Raw genomic sequence first — 17230 nt, 5'->3', positions numbered from 1 at the left:
GCGACAGCTCCGCGCTCCGCCTGCTAGCCAAGATGCCGACCCTCCCAGCGATGCTTTACAAGTACACCCTGGCTCACCCCATGATCGACCCGCGCAACGACCTGACGTACGCGGAAAACTTCCTGCACATGATGTTCAACACCCCGTGCGAGATCAAACCGATCAGCCCGGTACTCGCCAAGGCCATGGACCGGATCTTCATCCTCCATGCCGACCACGAGCAAAACGCTTCGACTTCGACCGTACGTCTCGCAGGTTCTTCGGGTGCCAACCCGTTCGCCTGTATCGCCGCCGGTATCGCTGCACTGTGGGGCCCTGCCCACGGCGGCGCGAACGAAGCTGTCCTGACCATGCTGGACGAAATTGGCGATGTGTCGAACATCGACAAGTTCATCGCCAAGGCCAAGGACAAGAACGATCCGTTCAAACTGATGGGCTTCGGTCACCGGGTTTACAAAAACCGCGACCCACGCGCTACCGTCATGAAGCAGACCTGCGACGAAGTACTGAAGGAACTGGGGATCAACAACGATCCGCAACTCGAACTGGCCATGCGCCTGGAAGAGATCGCCCTGACCGACCCGTACTTCATCGAGCGTTCGCTGTACCCGAACGTCGACTTCTACTCGGGGATTATCCTCAAGGCGATCGGCATTCCGACCAGCATGTTCACCGTGATCTTCGCTTTGGCGCGGACCGTTGGCTGGATTTCCCACTGGAAAGAAATGCTCTCCAGCCCGTACAAGATTGGCCGTCCGCGCCAGTTGTACACCGGCTATGAGTCGCGTGACATTACCAAACTGGAAGACCGCAAATAAGACCTGTCTTGCGATAACGTCTTACGCTGCACCAGGAACGGCCTCTATATAGAGGCCGTTTTTGTTTGGTTTTTTGGATTGGGGGCATATCCGTTGCTGCGGTAACGGCCGCTTATGGTTCCGCTCTTACAGCGGGTCACTTTCGAAAAGCGCGAAAGTAACCAAAGCGCTTTTGCCCCTTTCGTTCGGTGCCTCGCTCCGGTCCTGCTCCGTGGGCCCGCCGCCATCGGCCAACCATGGTCGGGGGCGGCTAACCCGGCATCCATGCCGGGTTGCCCACTGCGCAGAACCTCCACTCAGCCTCTCGAGGGGGCGTCCACCGCAACCGCGAGGCGGCCTGCCGGCCGGCCTGTCTCAGGCACGCGTTCACCCTGTGGGAGCGAGGCATGGACGCTCCGCGTCCGCTTTTGGGACGCAGAGCGTCCCGGGCTGCATTCCCACGCAGAGCGTAGGAACGATCAATTCCCCCTGTAGGAGCGAGGCTTGCCCGCGAAGCTGTTGATCTTGCTGTCGCCGTTGCTTTGGCTTTGGCTTTCGATCTTGATCTACCCGCCCCTTCGGGAGGCTGAGTGGAGGTGTTCATCTGGGGATTGGCGCGCAGCGCCGTTCGACGCAGTCGAACACATTGCATGTAGGTCGTAGCGAAGCAGACCGGAGGGCAATGCCCCCAGATGGATACCGGAACGAAGGAACGCCGAGCCTAAGCGAGGGGCCGGACGCTCGGGGCGAGCCTTTTTTTGCTTACTTTTTTTGGCGTTTGAAAAAAAAGTGAGTCGCCGTAAGGGCGAAACCATAAGTCGCCGTTACCGCAAGAATGGATATGTACTCAATCAACAAATACTAGGTCGGCTACCAGGCCGCCTTCGCAGGCAAGCCCTCTCCCACAATGTCCGATAACCGCCCACAAAAAAATGCCCCAATCTCTCGACCGGGGCATTTCCATTCAACGCAACTTATATATAAAAGCTAGAAGCCTTAGTGCGAAACCGCCCCACTCGCCCCCAACCCAGTCTGCGAGCGCACAAATTGCGGGAAGAACAGCGCCCGCTCATTGTCAGCCGCAGCAGACTTGTCAGTAATCGAGAAGAACCAGATCCCGACAAAGGCAATCGCCATCGAGAACAATGCCGGGTACTCGTACGGGAAGATCGCCTTCTCGTGATGCATGATCTGCACCCAGATGGTCGGCCCGAGCACCATCAAGCCCACAGCGCTGATCAACCCCATCCAGCCACCGATCATCGCCCCGCGGGTGGTCAGTTTCTTCCAGTACATGGAAAGCAACAGCACTGGGAAGTTACAGCTCGCCGCGATGGAGAACGCCAAACCCACCATGAACGCAATGTTCTGGCTTTCGAACAAAATACCCAAGCCGATCGCCAACACGCCCAGGGCGATGGTGGTGATTTTCGAAACGCGGATCTCGTCCTTGTCGTTGGCCTTGCCCTTCTTGATCACGCTGGCATACAGGTCGTGAGACACCGCCGTCGCACCTGCGAGGGTCAAACCGGCCACAACCGCCAGAATCGTCGCGAACGCTACCGCCGAGATGAAGCCCAGGAAAATACTGCCGCCCACCGCGTTGGCCAGGTGCACCGCCGCCATGTTGTTGCCGCCCAACAGCGCGCCAGCCGCATCTTTGAAGGCCGGGTTGGTGCTGACCAGCAGGATCGCGCCGAAGCCGATGATGAAGGTCAGAATGTAGAAGTAGCCGATGAAGCCAGTGGCATACAGCACGCTCTTACGTGCTTCTTTCGCATCACTCACGGTGAAGAAGCGCATCAGGATGTGCGGCAGACCGGCGGTACCGAACATCAGTGCCAGGCCAAGGGAGAACGCCGAGACAGGATCTTTCACCAGCCCGCCCGGGCTCATGATCGCTTCACCTTTAGGGTGAACCTTGATCGCCTCGGAAAACAGCAGGCTGAAATCGAAGTTGACGTGCTTCATCACCATCAGCGCCATGAACGAGGCACCGGACAGCAGCAACACAGCCTTGATGATCTGCACCCAAGTGGTCGCCAGCATGCCGCCGAACAACACGTACATGCACATCAGGATACCGACCAAAATCACCGCCACGTAGTAGTCGAGGCCGAACAGCAGCTGGATCAGCTTGCCGGCACCGACCATTTGCGCGATCAGGTAGAACGCCACCACCACCAGCGAACCGCAAGCGGACAGCGTGCGGATCTGGGTTTGCCCGAGGCGGTAGGACGCCACGTCGGCAAAGGTGTACTTGCCCAGGTTACGCAGGCGCTCGGCGATCAGGAACAGAATGATCGGCCAGCCCACCAGGAAGCCGATCGAGTAGATCAGGCCGTCGTAGCCGGAGGTGAACACCAGGGCGGAAATACCCAGGAAAGACGCCGCCGACATGTAGTCACCGGCAATCGCCAGACCGTTCTGGAAACCGGTGATCTTGCCGCCCGCCGCATAGTAGTCGGCCGCCGAGTTGTTGCGCTTGGAGGCCCAGTAGGTGATGCACAGGGTCAGGCCGACAAACGCCACGAACATCAGGATCGCGGAGACGTTGAGGGGTTGTTTGTGCACTTCGCCAGTCAGGGCTTCAGCCGCCCAGGCACCAGGTGCAAAGGCTGCGATGCTCAATAGAGCCATTAGACGCCGGATCATTGCTGAGCCTCCTTGAGAATCGCATTGTTCAGGTCGTCGAATTCGCCATTGGCGCGTCGTACATAGATTGCAGTCAGGATAAAGGCCGACAGAATCAGCCCGACACCAATCGGTATCCCCCAGGTAATCGAAGACTCAGGACTGATTTTCGCCCCGAGAATATGCGGCCCGTAAGCAATCAAAAGGATGAATCCGGAGTAGAGCCCAAGCATGATCGCCGAAAGAATCCAGGCGAACTTTTCTCGCTTTCTGACCAGCTCCTTGAAGCGCGGGCTGTTTTGAATCGAGAGGTAAATGCTGTCGTTCATTGTTTTTATCCTCGCAGCACAGATTATTGTTTGAACGTAGCCACTTTATGCGGCTGCGGGACGGGTTCCAGACGACCTTAGTATTAGAACGACATGACAGAATCGCCATTTTTCAGCATGCATCAAACATTGTGGGAGCGGGCTTGCTCGCGAATGCGGTGGGTCAATCAACATCGCCGATGACTGACACACCGCCTTCGCGGGCAAGCCCGCTCCCACAAGGAAATGCAAAAGGCCCCTTGGCAGTTATGCCAAGGGGCCTTGAGAGGTACAGACTAGACGCTTGCGATCAAATCACTTGGTCCATTCGGCAACACGGTCCGGGTGTTTTGCAACCCAATCCTTGGCCGCGGCTTCAGGTTTGGCACCATCCTGAATCGCCAACATGACTTCGCCGATTTCGTCTTTCGATGCCCACTGGAAGTTTTTCAGGAACTTGGCCACTTCTGGTGCTTTGGTCGCCAGTTCTTTGCTACCGATGCTGTTTACGGTTTCAGCTGCGCCATACACGCCTTTCGGGTCGTCGAGGAAACGCAGTTTCCACTTGGCGAACATCCAGTGCGGCACCCAACCGGTGACGGCGATGGATTCGTTTTTCTTTTCGGCACGGGTCAGCTCGGCAATCATGCCGGCGCCAGAACTGGCCTTGAGGGTGTAGTTGCTCAGGCCGTAGTCCTTGATTGCCTGATCAGTCTTGAGCATTACGCCTGAACCGGCGTCGATACCCACGATGCGACCTTTGAAGCTGTCATCGGTTTTCAGATCGTCGATGGTCTTGGCTTTCACGTACTCCGGCACGATCAGGCCGATTTTCGCGTCCTTGAAGTTCGGGCCGTAATCGACGACCTGATCCTTGTTCTTGGTCCAATATTCGCCGTGGGTCACTGGCAGCCAGGCGGACAGCATGGCGTCGAGTTTGCCGGTGGCCACACCCTGCCACATGATCCCGGTGGCGACGGCTTGCAGCTTCACGTCATAACCGAGTTTCTGCTTGATCACTTCGGCGGCCACGTGAGTGGTCGCGACGCTGTCGGACCAGCCGTCAACGTAACCGATGCTCAGGGATTTGCTCTCGGCATTGGCGAATGTGGAGCCAATCGCTAGTACCAGAGCGGCACTCGCGCCTAAAAGTCGTCGCATCTTCATCGTTACTTCCCCGAAAGTGCTGCGCCCGACGGATGCCGAGCGGCGTCAACGTATTGTTATGGTGCGAAGCGCCCCATCACGCCTCACCGCAAACTCGTTCGATCATCAGCGTGATTTATCAATGAGAACACTGACGCCTCGATAATCAACCTCACGACAACAGCGACCTGTGCTGCCAGCGACCTCAAGGCATCGAGAAACGACATCAGAACGCCATTAATCGCGGGTGCCCTGAACACCCTGACCGATCCGCCCGAACTTTGCATGTCAAAATCATGCAGGCCACCAAGCCCGGGGCAAATGCAGGTAACATGCGCGCCTTTGCTCCCAGACGGCCTGACCATGCCCGCGACATCACGCTTTCCTTTTTTGGCTTATCTTTTCGCCTGCCTGCTCGGGCTGTTTGCCCTCGGTGGTTTCTGGTATGGCCTCGGTAAACCGGTGATCCTGCCGGACGTCGCCAGCGCCACGCACAAGTTGCAATGCGCCTCCTACACCCCGTTCGACAAGGACCAATCGCCGTTCGACCAACCGTTCAAACTGCGCCCCGAGCGCATGGACGCCGACCTCGCGCTGCTGTCCAAAAGCTTCGAATGCATCCGCACCTATTCCATGACCGGCCTCGAGGCCCTGCCCGACCTGGCGCGCAAGCACGGGTTGAAGCTGATGATCGGCGCCTGGGTCAACAGCAACCCGGTGGACACTGCCAAGGAAGTCGACCTGCTGATTGCCTCGGCCAACGCCAACCCGGATGTGGTGACCTCGGTGATCGTCGGCAACGAAGCCTTGCTGCGCAAGGAAGTCACTGGCGCGCAACTGGCGAAGCTGATCAATCAGGTCAAAAGCCAGATCAAGCAACCCGTGACCTATGCCGACGTCTGGGAATTCTGGCTCAAGCACCCGGAAGTCGCCCCGGCGGTGGATTTCCTGACCATCCATTTGCTGCCGTACTGGGAAGATGATCCGTCGAACATCGACGCCGCCCTGCAACACGTTGCCGAGGTGCGTCAGGTGTTCGGCAACAAGTTCGCTCCCAAGGACGTGCTGATCGGCGAAACCGGCTGGCCGAGCGAAGGCCGCCAGCGTGAAACCGCGCTGCCGAGCCGGGTCAATGAGGCCAAGTTCATTCGTGGTTTTGTCGCCATGGCCGAGCAGCAAGGCTGGCATTACAACCTGATCGAAGCCTTTGACCAGCCATGGAAACGTGCCAGTGAGGGCGCAGTTGGTGGTTACTGGGGCCTGTTCGATGCGGATCGCCAGGACAAAGGCGTGTTGGCCGGTCCGGTATCGAACGTTCCTTATTGGTCGCAATGGCTGGCGGTGGGCGGCTTGATCTTCCTCGGCACCTTGCTGCTGGGCGGTCGGGTTCGCAACACCCGCGCGGCGTTGGTGCTGCCGTTGTTGGGCGCGTTGGCGGCCTGCTCGATCGGGGCCTGGGGCGATCTGGCCCGGGTGACCACCCGGTTTGCCAGTGAATGGCTGTGGGTCGGTTTGCTGACGGCGTTGAATCTGTTGGTGCTGGCCCATGCCGCGCTGACGTTGAGCGATCGCGCCGGTTGGCGTGCACGCGCCTTCAATGTGCTGGAACGTCGGGCGGGTTGGCTGGTGGCGGCGGCAGGTTTTGCGGCGGCGGTGATGATGCTGGAACTGGTGTTCGACCCGCGTTACCGCAGCTTCCCGAGCGTCGCGTTTATCCTGCCGGCGCTGGTGTATCTGTGCCGTCCGGTGAGTGTGCCGCGTCGGGAGATTGCGCTGCTGACCTTCATCATCGGTGCCGGCATTGCGCCGCAGCTGTTCCGTGAAGGGTTGCAGAACCAGCAGGCCTGGGGTTGGGCGCTGGTGAGTGTGTTGATGGTGGCTGCGTTGTGGCGTTGTTTGCGGGTTCGCAAGGGCTGATCTTTAGCGCGACTGCTGGCCTCTTCGCGAGCAAGCCCGCTCCCACAGGAGATCTTCGGTGTTGCGAGGATCGAGTGTGGGGGCGGGCTTGCTCGCGAAGGCTATCTATCAGGCGCCTCGAGAAGCCCGAACCAGACGCAAAGCCGCAATCACCACCGCAAACACCGCCAACGTCGTGTTGTACAGCGCCAACGCCGGGAACCCCAGCACCAGCGCCAACACCGCCAGCCACCACCCTGCCCGGCCCGGTACGACAAAACCGATCAGCGCCGCGGCCAATGCGCCCCAACCCAACACCTTGAAGTGAATCATCAGCCCAAGGTTCGACCGAACCTGGCATTCCCAGCGGCTCGCCTCGTCCACGCAGAGGCCGACCCATTGCGCATCCTCCATGAAGCCATAACGCGCGCCATAACTGGCAGCCAGCCATAAAGGCAGCAAAACAAGCAGCAGAATAACGGGCAGACGGCGGGACATGAAGCACTCCAATAGACGAAAACGGCGGCCAGCTTAATCCCCCGGCGGCCGTGTGCAAGCGTTAACAACAGTTAACTGGGCAACGAATCGCTGCAAAGTGTATCGTCCAGCTACTATTACTCCGAAATTAGCCCTGATTGGTGCCGATCCATGGCACTTTGGCGCAAACCCCGTGGTCATAGCCTGCGAACCTCATTCGGCACCTTTTTCTAAGGGATTTAGTCATGCTCCGTTCCTTGCGCTTCGCCGCCCTGTTTGGCGGCCTTATTTTGAGTGCGTCCGCACTGGCGGTCGATATCGACGCCGCCAGCTATGGCTACCCCTTGACCAACCCGTTCGAGGCAACGATTGCCACCACTCCACCGGAATTGCGTCCGGAGTTGCCGGCCAACGAAGACATCAATCAGCAAGACCGCAGCGTGCGTTTGCGCCCGGAGCGTGAGTTCAGCCTGCCGGACAACTTCTGGCCGGTGAAGAAACTCACCTACCGCATCGCCACTCAGGATCATGCCGCGCCGCTGATTTTCCTGATCGCCGGCACCGGCGCGCGCTATGACAGCAGCCTCAACGAATACCTGAAAAAGCTCTATTACAAGGCCGGCTACCACGTGGTGCAGTTGTCATCGCCCACCAGTTTCGACTTTATGAGCGCCGCTTCACGCTTCGCCACGCCCGGTATCACCAAGGAAGACGCCGAAGATATGTACCGGGTGATGCAGGCCGTGCGGGCGCAAAACCCGAAGACGCCCGTCACCGAGTACTACCTGACCGGTTACAGCCTGGGCGCCCTGGATGCCGCGTTCGTCGCGCACCTGGACGAAACCCGTCGCAGCTTCAACTTCAAGAAAGTCTTGCTGCTTAACCCGCCGGTCAACCTCTACACCTCGATCACCAACCTCGACAAGCTGGTACAAACCGAGGTCAAGGGCATCAACAACAGCACCACGTTCTATGAACTGGTGCTGAACAAACTGACCCGCTACTTCCAGCAAAAAGGCTACATCGACCTCAACGATGCCCTGCTCTATGACTTCCAGCAGTCCAAGCAGCACTTGACCAACGAACAGATGGCCATGCTGATCGGCACCTCGTTCCGCTTCTCGGCGGCCGACATTGCCTTTACTTCGGACCTGATCAACCGCCGTGGCCTGATCACGCCGCCGAAGTACCCGATCACCGAAGGCACCAGCCTCACGCCGTTCCTCAAGCGTGCGCTGCAATGCGACTTCGACTGCTACATCACCGAGCAGGTCATCCCTATGTGGCGCGCCCGCACCGACGGCGGCAGCCTGCTGCAACTGATCGACCAGGTGAGTTTGTATGCGCTGAAGGATTACCTGCACGACAGCCCGAAAATCTCGGTCATGCACAACGCTGATGACGTGATCCTCGGCCCAGGCGACCTGGGCTTCCTGCGCCGGACCTTCGGTGACCGCTTGACCGTTTACCCATTGGGCGGCCATTGCGGCAACCTTAACTATCGCGTCAACAGCGACGCCATGCTGGAGTTCTTCCGTGGCTAAATATCTCCTGCTTATCGCAGCGTTACTCTGTGCAGGCGTCGCCAATGCCGACAACAGCAAAGCCAACGCACCCGTCGTAATCGACAACGACGGCTTCAAGGAACCGCTGAGCAAACTCAAGTTCAACCCGGGCCTGGACCAGCGCGAATTCGAACGCTCGACGCTCAACGCGTTGAACGTCTACGACCCGCTGGAAGAGTGGAACCGTCGGGTCTACCACTTCAACTACCGCTTCGACCAATGGGTGTTCCTGCCCGTTGTCGATGGTTATCGCTACATCACCCCGAGCTTTTTGCGCACGGGTGTGAGCAACTTCTTCAACAACCTCGGTGACGTGCCGAACCTGCTCAACAGCATGCTGCAGCTCAAGGGCCATCGCTCGCTGGAAACCACCGCGCGCCTGCTGCTCAACACCACCATCGGCGTCGCTGGCCTGTGGGACCCGGCCACCGCCATGGGCCTGCCGCGCCAGAGCGAAGACTTCGGCCAGACCCTGGGCTTCTACGGTGTGCCGGGCGGCGCCTACTTCGTCCTGCCGATCCTCGGCCCCTCCAACCTGCGTGACACCGCGGGCCTGGTGGTCGACTACACCGGCGAAGCAGCGGTCAACTTCCTGAACGTCTCCGAAGTCAGCTCCAACCACCCGGAAATCTGGGTCCTGCGCGGCGTCGACAAGCGCTACCAGACCAGCTTCCGCTACGGTCAGCTGAACTCGCCGTTCGAGTATGAAAAGGTGCGCTACGTGTACACTGAGTCGCGCAAGTTGCAGATCGCCGAGTAACAAACCGAGCCGCCGCCGAGTGCAGTTTCATGCCTCGGCGGCGGTGACTTGTCAGGCATCGACCACCAACACCTGACCGGTGATGAAACCGTCTACCGATCGCTCGAACGCCTTGCCCACCAGACTGCCCGGTACTGGCTGGAACCCCGGCATCATCTCCCCATAAACGTCCCACGCTTCGGTCAGCACGGTCGGATTGACCACGTTGATTCGGATGCCTCTCGGCAGTTCATTGGCAACGCATTTGACGAAGGTATCAATGGCACCGCTGGTGGTGGCGTCTGCAATGGCCCAAGGGATAGGTTTCAAGTTCAGGATCCCGGAGATCAACGTGAATGATCCGCCGTCGGCAATATACTCGGCGCCTATTTTGACCAGATTGATCTGACCGACCAGTTTGCTGCCAATCGTGGTGCTCCACTGCTCTGCGGTCATGTCCATAAACGGCGCGTACTCACAAACACCCACGGTATTAACCACGGCATCAAACTTGCCGACCGTTTTGAACAACTGGACGATGGACGCCGGGTCCGTGATATCGACTTTATAGTCACACCCTTCCCCAGAGCGGCTCGCGGTAATCACCCGATGCTTGCTCATACCCGACATGGCCGCCTGCCCCATTTTCCCCTGTGCACCAATCACAATTACAGTCTTCATAAATTACCCGTCAGTAGAATAAATACTTGGTTGAAACCGCTGACAGTCTAAAAACCCGGCGATACAATAAAAAACAATCTTTCCTTGTAAGCGATACAAGCAGCCATGGTAGACCGCATCGAAATCAAGCACATGCGGGTGTTCATGCACCTGATGAAAGAAAAAAACGCATCCCGGGTGGGCCTGCAAGTTGGCTTGTCTCAGCAGGCAATCAGTGAATACCTGAAAAAACTCCGCGAAGAATTCAACGACGTCCTGTTCGTCAGGAACAGCCATGGCCTCACGCCAACCGACTTTGCATTCGAACTGGCAATCAAGTTTGAGCGGGTATTGGCCGAAGTCGACAAGCTGAATGACGACATGCCTTATGACCTCAAGAGTTTGAAACGCGAATACACGATCATTGCCAATGAGCATGCGCAACAAGCGATCATTCCGGTACTGGTGTCGAAGGTGATTGCCAGCGCACCCAACGTAAGTTTCAAGATTCTTGATTTTTACCCGGAACAATACAAAGACATGCTGTTGTCAGGGGAAGCGGATCTTTTAATTGGGTTCAAGGCATTTATCGATCACGGGCTCAATCAGGTCGAGTTGAAAAAAGACCATTACGCCTGCGCGGTGGGTAATCGTTCGGACTTGATCAACCAGATCCATAGCCTGAAAGACCTAGAAAAATTCCCGCATGTCTCGGTCCGCAACAGGAAGGATCAGCTCAACGACACGGTAGACAGCTTTCTTAAAAAGCACGACATCTCAAGAAAGGTCATCGCGGTATTGCCTTGCTACACCTCGTTGCAACGTTTCCTGGAGGCCAACGACGTCATTACGTTCCTGCCCTCGGCACTGGCTCCGGGGGCCAATCTCAAACTACTCGATCTTGATGACCAACCCGAGAGCTTCGACATTGTCGCCGCGTGGCATGGCAGGTCGTCACACAATCAGTTTCACAAGTGGATGATTGAAACGCTGTCGGGTTTGAATTGAGACAACCAGTTTTCAGAACACCACTAATCTAATGTGGGAGCGGGCTTGCTCGCGAAAGCGGGGTCACATTCAACAGAGATGTTGACTGAAACACCGCTTTCGCGAGCAAGCCCGCTCCCACATTGGGTTGGGGTTATCTCTGGAGATAACCAGGCTTCAGCCTTTTACCGACTTCCAGATTTTGCTCACCAGCATCACACCCGCCAACACAACAGCACCCGCCACAATCCCCGCCACCGCATTCAGCAACGTCGGCACGATAAACCCTGCCCCGCCGGCACTCGCGCTAACGCCTTCAATCCAGTGATGCACCAGCGGCACGCCGTGGGTCAGGATCCCGCCACCGACCAGAAACATCGCCGCCGTACCAATTACCGACAGGCTTTTCATCATGTATGGCGCCGCACGCAGGATCGCGCCGCCGATGCTTTTGGCCATCTGGCCCGGTTTCTGGGTCAGCCACAGACCGAGGTCGTCAAGTTTGACGATGCCCGCCACCAGGCCGTAGACGCCGATGGTCATGACGATGGCGATGCCCGACAGCACGATCACTTGCTGGGTCAGCGAGGCGTCGGCCACGGTGCCGAGGGTGATGGCGATGATTTCCGCCGAGAGGATGAAGTCGGTGCGAATCGCGCCTTTGATCTTGTCCTGTTCGAATGCCACCAGATCGGTCGCCGGATCAGCCACGGCCTCGACCAGTTGCGCGTGCTCGGCGTCGTCTTCAGCCTTGCTGTGCAGGAACTTGTGGGCCAGTTTTTCGAAGCCTTCGAAACACAGGTAGGCGCCACCGACCATCAACAACGGTGTCACCAGCCACGGGATAAACGCGCTGATCGCCAACGCCGACGGCACCAGGATCAGTTTGTTGCGAAACGAGCCCTTGGCCACGGCCCAGACCACCGGGATTTCCCGTTCGGCGCGTACGCCGCTGACTTGCTGGGCGTTGAGCGCCAGGTCGTCCCCGAGCACGCCGGCGGTTTTCTTGGCGGCCATTTTGGTCATCAACGCCACGTCGTCGAGGACGGCGGCAATGTCGTCGATCAGAACCAGCAAACTGCTTCCTGCCATGAATCAGGTTTCCTTCGAATATTGAATGCCGCGCAGCATAGCGCGAGCCGATGCGCTGCGGGGCATTCTTGAGCGTCGCGGGAGGCCGGTGCTACCATGCGCAACCGCCAGAACAGGCAAGGAACCACCTGGTTTATGAGCACTATCCGCGAGCGCAACAAAGAACTGATCCTGCGTGCCGCCAGTGAAGAATTTGCCGACAAGGGCTTCGCTGCGACCAAAACCAGTGATATCGCGGCCAAGGCGGGATTGCCCAAGCCCAACGTCTACTACTACTTCAAATCCAAGGAAAACCTCTATCGCGAGGTCCTGGAAAGCATCATCGAGCCGATCCTGCAGGCCTCGACGCCGTTCAACGCCGACGGCGTGCCCAGCGAAGTGCTGAGCGGCTACATCCGTTCCAAGATCCGCATCTCCCGCGACCTGCCCTTCGCCTCCAAGGTGTTCGCCAGCGAAATCATGCACGGCGCCCCGCACCTGAGCGCCGACCTGGTGGAACGCCTCAACGGCCAGGCCAAACACAACATCGACTGCATCCAGACCTGGATCGACCGCGGCCAGATCGCCCCCATCGACCCCAACCACCTGATGTTCAGCATCTGGGCCGCGACCCAGACCTACGCCGACTTCGACTGGCAGATCTCGGCGGTGACGGGGAAAGCGAAGCTGGATGAAGCGGATTACGAAGCGGCGGCGCAGACGATTATTCGGTTGGTGTTGAAGGGGTGTGAGCCGGATCTTTAGACTGCGGCGTGCCCTTCGCGAGCAAGCCCGCTCCCACACTCGATCTCCTTCACGCTGAAGATCCCCTGTGGGAGCGGGCTTGCTCGCGAATGAGGCAACTCGGTCCAAACGCTAAAGCCAAACGGCATCCCACAACGGATAGTCGCCAAACCGCCCCACCAATCCCGCCCGTAATGGGTTGGACACCACATACCGCGCCGCCCTCACCAAACACTCCTCCCGCCGCAAAGCACGATCATGAAATCCCTGCTGCCACAGACTGCCCGTTCTACCCGAAGACTCATTGATTGCTCGGGCACTCAAAGACTTGGTCTGGCACATCAATTGACCCAGTGAGCCTTTTTGCAACTGGATCAACCAATGAAAATGATCAGGCATGACGACAAAGGCCAAGGTGTCGGCAAACCCCTGATCCTGTGCTTGTTTGAATTGATGTACGACCATCCTGCCCAAGGTGTAATCCCTGAAAACAGGCTCTCGTTTGAGGGTGTTGGCGGTCAGAAGGTAGATGCGGTTATGCTCGGCATAGCGGCCGATGCGCAAGCGGTGTGAAGCAGACAGGTCCGGCATTCCTTTGCCTCTCTCATGATTAAGTCATGAAAAGGCTAGACCTGAGAACAGAAGACCTAGGGGAGGACTTTTAGCTGGATGTGTCTGGGAGATTGCTTTCGCGAGCAAGCCCGCTCCCACAGTGGATTTGTGGTGTTCGTACAATTTGTGTCCACCTCCAAACCACTGTGGGAGCGGGCTTGCTCGCGAATGCGCCAGATCAATCAACAAAAATCTTAAGCAGTAACCCCCGCATCCGCCCGCAACCCCTGCGCTTCAATCGCGCTGATCGCGCACTGTTCATCCACATCCGACAGATCCCCGCTGATCCCCACCGCTCCCAGCACGTTTCCGTCCTGATCCCGAATCAACACACCACCCGGTGCCGGCACCACGGTGCCCTGCCCCAGGCTATTTAGCGCGGCGATAAACGCCGGCCGCTGTTGTGCATCCAGCGCCAGCAGGCGTGAACCTTTGCCCAGGGCAATCGCGCCCCAGGCTTTGCCGATGGCGATTTGCGGGCGAAGCAGGCTGGCGCCGTCTTCACGTTGCAACGAGATCAAATGGCCGCCGGCATCGAGTACCGCGATGGTCAGTGGTGCGGCGGAAACAGCACGCCCTGCGGCGATGGCGTGGTTGGTCAGGCTGACTGCGTCTTTCAAGGTTAAAGCGCTCATGGTGCCGTCCTCATTTTGTTATTGGGAAAGCGGTGGGGCTGCGGTTTTGTGCCGCAGTCCGATGCAACAAATAGAACACAATAGATTATTTATTTGTATACAATAATTCTCGAAAAGCGCCACATGCGACGAAAAGCCACAGCAGAACGGGCTTCCGACGAATGAAACAGTCGCTTGAGAAAATGGATTGACCTGCGCCGTCCGCCGTGAATACACTCTGCGCAAAGCCACTTGTATACAATTACAAAACGTAAGAGGCACCAAAACCATGAGCAAAATGAGAGCAATCGAAGCCGCCGTTCTGGTGATGCGCCGTGAAGGGGTTGATACCGCTTTTGGCATCCCGGGCGCCGCGATCAACCCGCTGTACTCCGCCCTGCAGAAGGTCGGTGGCATCGATCACGTGCTCGCTCGCCACGTTGAAGGCGCTTCGCACATGGCCGAGGGCTACACCCGCACCAAGGCCGGTAACATCGGCGTGTGCATCGGTACTTCCGGCCCGGCCGGCACCGACATGGTCACCGGCCTGTACAGCGCCTCCGCCGACTCGATCCCGATCCTGTGCATCACCGGCCAGGCACCCCGGGCGCGCATGCATAAAGAAGACTTCCAGGCCGTCGACATCACCGCCATCGTCAAGCCAGTGACCAAGTGGTCCACCACGGTCATGGAACCGGGCCAAGTGCCGTACGCGTTCCAGAAAGCTTTCTACGAAATGCGCTCCGGCCGTCCAGGTCCGGTGTTGATCGACCTGCCGTTCGATGTGCAGATGGCCGAAATCGAATTCGACATCGACGCCTACGAACCCCTGCCGCTGGCCAAGCCCACCGCTAACCGCGTGCAAATCGAGAAGGCCCTGGCCATGCTCGACCAGGCCGAGCGTCCATTGCTGGTAGCCGGTGGCGGCATCATCAACGCCGACGCCAGCGAATTGCTGGTGGAGTTCGCCGAGCTGACCGGCATCCCGGTCGTCCCGACCCTGATGGGCTGGGGCACGATTCCGGACGATCACCCGTTGATGGTCGGCATGGTCGGCCTGCAAACCTCGCACCGCTATGGCAACGCAACGATGCTGAAATCGGACGTGGTGCTGGGCGTCGGTAACCGTTGGGCCAACCGTCACACCGGCTCTATCGACGTCTACACCGAAGGCCGCAAGTTCATCCACGTTGACATCGAACCGACGCAGATCGGCCGCGTGTTCACCCCGGACCTGGGCATCGTGTCCGATGCCGCTGCCGCGCTGACCGTGTTCATCGAAGTCGCTCGCGAATGGCAAGCCGCCGGCAAGCTGAAAAACCGCAGCGCCTGGCTGCAAGACTGCCAGCAACGCAAGGCCAGCCTGCAACGCAAGACCCACTTCGACAACGTGCCGGTCAAGCCGCAGCGCGTATATGAAGAGATGAACCAAGTGTTCGGCAAAGACACTTGCTACGTAAGTACCATCGGTCTGTCGCAGATTGCCGGCGCGCAGTTCCTGCACGTCTACAAGCCGCGTCACTGGATCAACTGCGGTCAGGCCGGCCCGTTGGGCTGGACCATTCCGGCAGCGCTGGGCGTGGTCAAGGCTGATCCGACCCGCAAGGTCGTGGCTCTGTCGGGCGACTATGACTTCCAGTTCATGATCGAAGAATTGGCCGTGGGCGCGCAGTTCAAGCTGCCGTACATCCACGTTGTGGTAAACAATTCGTACCTGGGGCTGATCCGTCAGGCCCAGCGCGGTTTCGATATGGACTACTGCGTGCAGCTGTCCTTCGATAACCTGAACGCTCCGGAACTCAACGGTTACGGTGTCGATCACGTCGCGGTCGCCGAAGGCCTCGGTTGCAAGGCGCTGCGTGTGTTCGAACCGGGTCAGATCCAGCCTGCCCTGCGCAAGGCCCAGGAACTGATCGAAGAGTTCAAGGTACCGGTGATCGTCGAGATTATCCTGGAGCGCGTGACCAACATTTCCATGGGCACCGAGATCAACGCCGTCAACGAATTCGAAGACCTGGCGCTGGTCGGCAACGACGCACCAACGGCGATTTCGTTGCTCGATTGATCATTCCCACTGTGGGAGCGGGCTTGCTCGCGAAGGGGCCGGCACAGTCAACATTGATGTCGCCTGATACACCGCTTTCGCGAGCAAGCCCGCTCCCACAGGGGACCCACACATACACGGGAGACCACCATGCCGCGTTTCGCAGCCAACCTGTCCATGCTGTTCACCGAACAGGATTTTCTCGCCCGTTTTGAAGCGGCCGCCAAGGCCGGTTTCAGTGGTGTCGAATACCTGTTCCCTTACGACTTCAGCTCCGCCGAGATCAAGGCCAAGCTCGACGCCAACGGCCTGACCCAAGTGTTGTTCAACCTGCCGGCCGGTGACTGGGCCAAGGGCGAGCGCGGTATCGCGTGCCTGCCGGATCGGGTCGAAGAATTCCGCGCCGGGGTTGATCTGGCCATCGCTTACGCCAAGGTGCTGGGCAATACCCAGATCAACTGCCTGGCTGGTATCCGTCCGCAGGGCATCGACGATGCCACCGTGGAAAAAACCTTCGTCAGCAACCTCAAGTACGCCGCCGACAAGCTGCAAGCGGCGGGCATCAAACTGGTGATGGAAGCGATCAACACCCGCGACATTCCCGGTTTCTACCTGAACAACACGGCGCAAGCCCTGTCGATTCGCGAACAGGTCGGCAGCGCCAACCTGTTCCTGCAATACGACATCTACCACATGCAAATCATGGAAGGCGACCTGGCCCGCACGCTGCAATCGCACCTGGGCGAGATCAACCATGTGCAGTTGGCGGACAACCCTGGCCGCAACGAACCGGGCACCGGTGAAATCAACTACCGCTTCCTGTTCGAACATCTTGATCGCATTGGTTATCAGGGTTGGGTGGGTTGCGAATACAAGCCGCTGACCACCACCGAAGCAGGCCTCGGCTGGCTCAAAACCCATAACGCGATCTGACAC

General features: G+C 58.5%; 16 protein-coding genes. 8 read left to right on the top strand and 8 right to left on the bottom strand.

The features are described from left to right. Positions 1-818 (top strand): citrate synthase (gene gltA, locus ACIQY3_RS06965; protein WP_403018127.1); only part of this gene is annotated, 818 nt, incomplete at its 5' end. A gap of 975 nt (positions 819-1793) precedes the next feature. Here the strand turns inward: gltA and ACIQY3_RS06960 are convergent. The 3 genes from ACIQY3_RS06960 to ACIQY3_RS06950 form a co-directional block, all read right to left on the bottom strand. Continuing rightward, the gene (locus ACIQY3_RS06960; RefSeq protein WP_403018126.1) at positions 1794-3452 is read right to left on the bottom strand and encodes a cation acetate symporter; all 1659 of its coding nucleotides are present in this window, start codon (positions 3450-3452) and stop codon (positions 1794-1796) included. Then, positions 3449-3760, bottom strand: coding sequence for a DUF485 domain-containing protein (locus ACIQY3_RS06955; RefSeq protein WP_403018125.1), 312 nt, complete (start codon positions 3758-3760; stop codon positions 3449-3451). The genes ACIQY3_RS06960 and ACIQY3_RS06955 overlap by 4 nt, the downstream gene beginning before the upstream one ends. 294 nt (positions 3761-4054) lie before the next feature. Beyond that, on the bottom strand, positions 4055-4906 hold the full coding sequence (locus tag ACIQY3_RS06950) for a glycine betaine ABC transporter substrate-binding protein (protein WP_403018124.1): 852 nt from the start codon (positions 4904-4906) through the stop codon (positions 4055-4057). A 300-nt stretch (positions 4907-5206) separates the two neighbouring features. On the opposite strand from ACIQY3_RS06950, the gene ACIQY3_RS06945 reads away from it, so the two are divergent. Further along, positions 5207-6802 (top strand): beta (1-6) glucans synthase, encoded by a 1596-nt coding sequence (locus tag ACIQY3_RS06945; protein WP_403018123.1) that lies wholly within the window; start codon positions 5207-5209, stop codon positions 6800-6802. A gap of 108 nt (positions 6803-6910) precedes the next feature. On the opposite strand, the gene ACIQY3_RS06940 is transcribed toward ACIQY3_RS06945, so the two are convergent. Beyond that, complete coding sequence (locus ACIQY3_RS06940) at positions 6911-7279, bottom strand: hypothetical protein (protein ID WP_403018122.1); 369 nt, start codon at positions 7277-7279, stop codon at positions 6911-6913. A gap of 224 nt (positions 7280-7503) precedes the next feature. Here ACIQY3_RS06940 and ACIQY3_RS06935 point away from each other — a divergent pair, with 224 nt between their 5' ends. Then, positions 7504-8802: a serine/threonine protein kinase gene (locus tag ACIQY3_RS06935; protein WP_054049439.1), complete on the top strand. Its 1299-nt coding sequence runs from the start codon at positions 7504-7506 to the stop codon at positions 8800-8802. Further along, positions 8795-9583, top strand: a complete 789-nt coding sequence (locus ACIQY3_RS06930; protein WP_123409108.1) for a VacJ family lipoprotein — start codon at positions 8795-8797, stop codon at positions 9581-9583. The genes ACIQY3_RS06935 and ACIQY3_RS06930 overlap by 8 nt, the downstream gene beginning before the upstream one ends. 51 nt (positions 9584-9634) lie before the next feature. Here the strand turns inward: ACIQY3_RS06930 and ACIQY3_RS06925 are convergent, their stop codons facing one another. Next, complete coding sequence (locus ACIQY3_RS06925) at positions 9635-10243, bottom strand: short chain dehydrogenase (RefSeq protein WP_403018121.1); 609 nt, start codon at positions 10241-10243, stop codon at positions 9635-9637. A 105-nt stretch (positions 10244-10348) separates the two neighbouring features. Between ACIQY3_RS06925 and ACIQY3_RS06920 the strand changes: the two genes are divergently transcribed. Next, a complete protein-coding gene (locus tag ACIQY3_RS06920; RefSeq protein WP_403018120.1) occupies positions 10349-11230 on the top strand; it encodes a LysR family transcriptional regulator in 882 nt (293 codons plus the stop codon). A 156-nt stretch (positions 11231-11386) separates the two neighbouring features. Here the strand turns inward: ACIQY3_RS06920 and ACIQY3_RS06915 are convergent, their stop codons facing one another. Further along, complete coding sequence (locus ACIQY3_RS06915; RefSeq protein WP_403018119.1) at positions 11387-12301, bottom strand: DUF808 domain-containing protein; 915 nt, start codon at positions 12299-12301, stop codon at positions 11387-11389. Between the two features lie 135 nt (positions 12302-12436). Here ACIQY3_RS06915 and ACIQY3_RS06910 point away from each other — a divergent pair, with 135 nt between their 5' ends. Continuing rightward, positions 12437-13045 carry a TetR/AcrR family transcriptional regulator gene (locus ACIQY3_RS06910; protein WP_163909096.1) on the top strand — a complete coding sequence of 203 codons (609 nt, stop codon included), beginning with the start codon at positions 12437-12439 and terminating at the stop codon, positions 13043-13045. Between the two features lie 111 nt (positions 13046-13156). Here ACIQY3_RS06910 and ACIQY3_RS06905 read toward each other — a convergent pair whose 3' ends face one another. Together ACIQY3_RS06905 and ACIQY3_RS06900 are read right to left on the bottom strand one after the other, a co-directional pair. Next, on the bottom strand, positions 13157-13615 hold the full coding sequence (locus tag ACIQY3_RS06905) for an REP-associated tyrosine transposase (protein WP_403018118.1): 459 nt from the start codon (positions 13613-13615) through the stop codon (positions 13157-13159). A 215-nt stretch (positions 13616-13830) separates the two neighbouring features. Then, positions 13831-14271: a heme-binding protein gene (locus tag ACIQY3_RS06900; protein ID WP_054049426.1), complete on the bottom strand. Its 441-nt coding sequence runs from the start codon at positions 14269-14271 to the stop codon at positions 13831-13833. Between the two features lie 268 nt (positions 14272-14539). Between ACIQY3_RS06900 and gcl the strand changes: the two genes are divergently transcribed. Together gcl and hyi are read left to right on the top strand one after the other, a co-directional pair. Then, on the top strand, positions 14540-16315 hold the full coding sequence (gene gcl / locus ACIQY3_RS06895) for a glyoxylate carboligase (protein ID WP_403018117.1): 1776 nt from the start codon (positions 14540-14542) through the stop codon (positions 16313-16315). 129 nt (positions 16316-16444) lie between these two features. Next, positions 16445-17227, top strand: a complete 783-nt coding sequence (gene hyi / locus ACIQY3_RS06890) for a hydroxypyruvate isomerase (RefSeq protein ID WP_403018116.1) — start codon at positions 16445-16447, stop codon at positions 17225-17227. The last annotated feature ends 3 nt before the right edge of the window (positions 17228-17230 follow it).

It is taken from the genome of Pseudomonas sp. NPDC096950, from assembly GCF_044762525.1.
GTDB lineage: Bacteria > Pseudomonadota > Gammaproteobacteria > Pseudomonadales > Pseudomonadaceae > Aquipseudomonas.
Note: the sequence above shows the minus strand (reverse complement) of the source record. Positions and strands in the feature narration are given on the sequence as shown.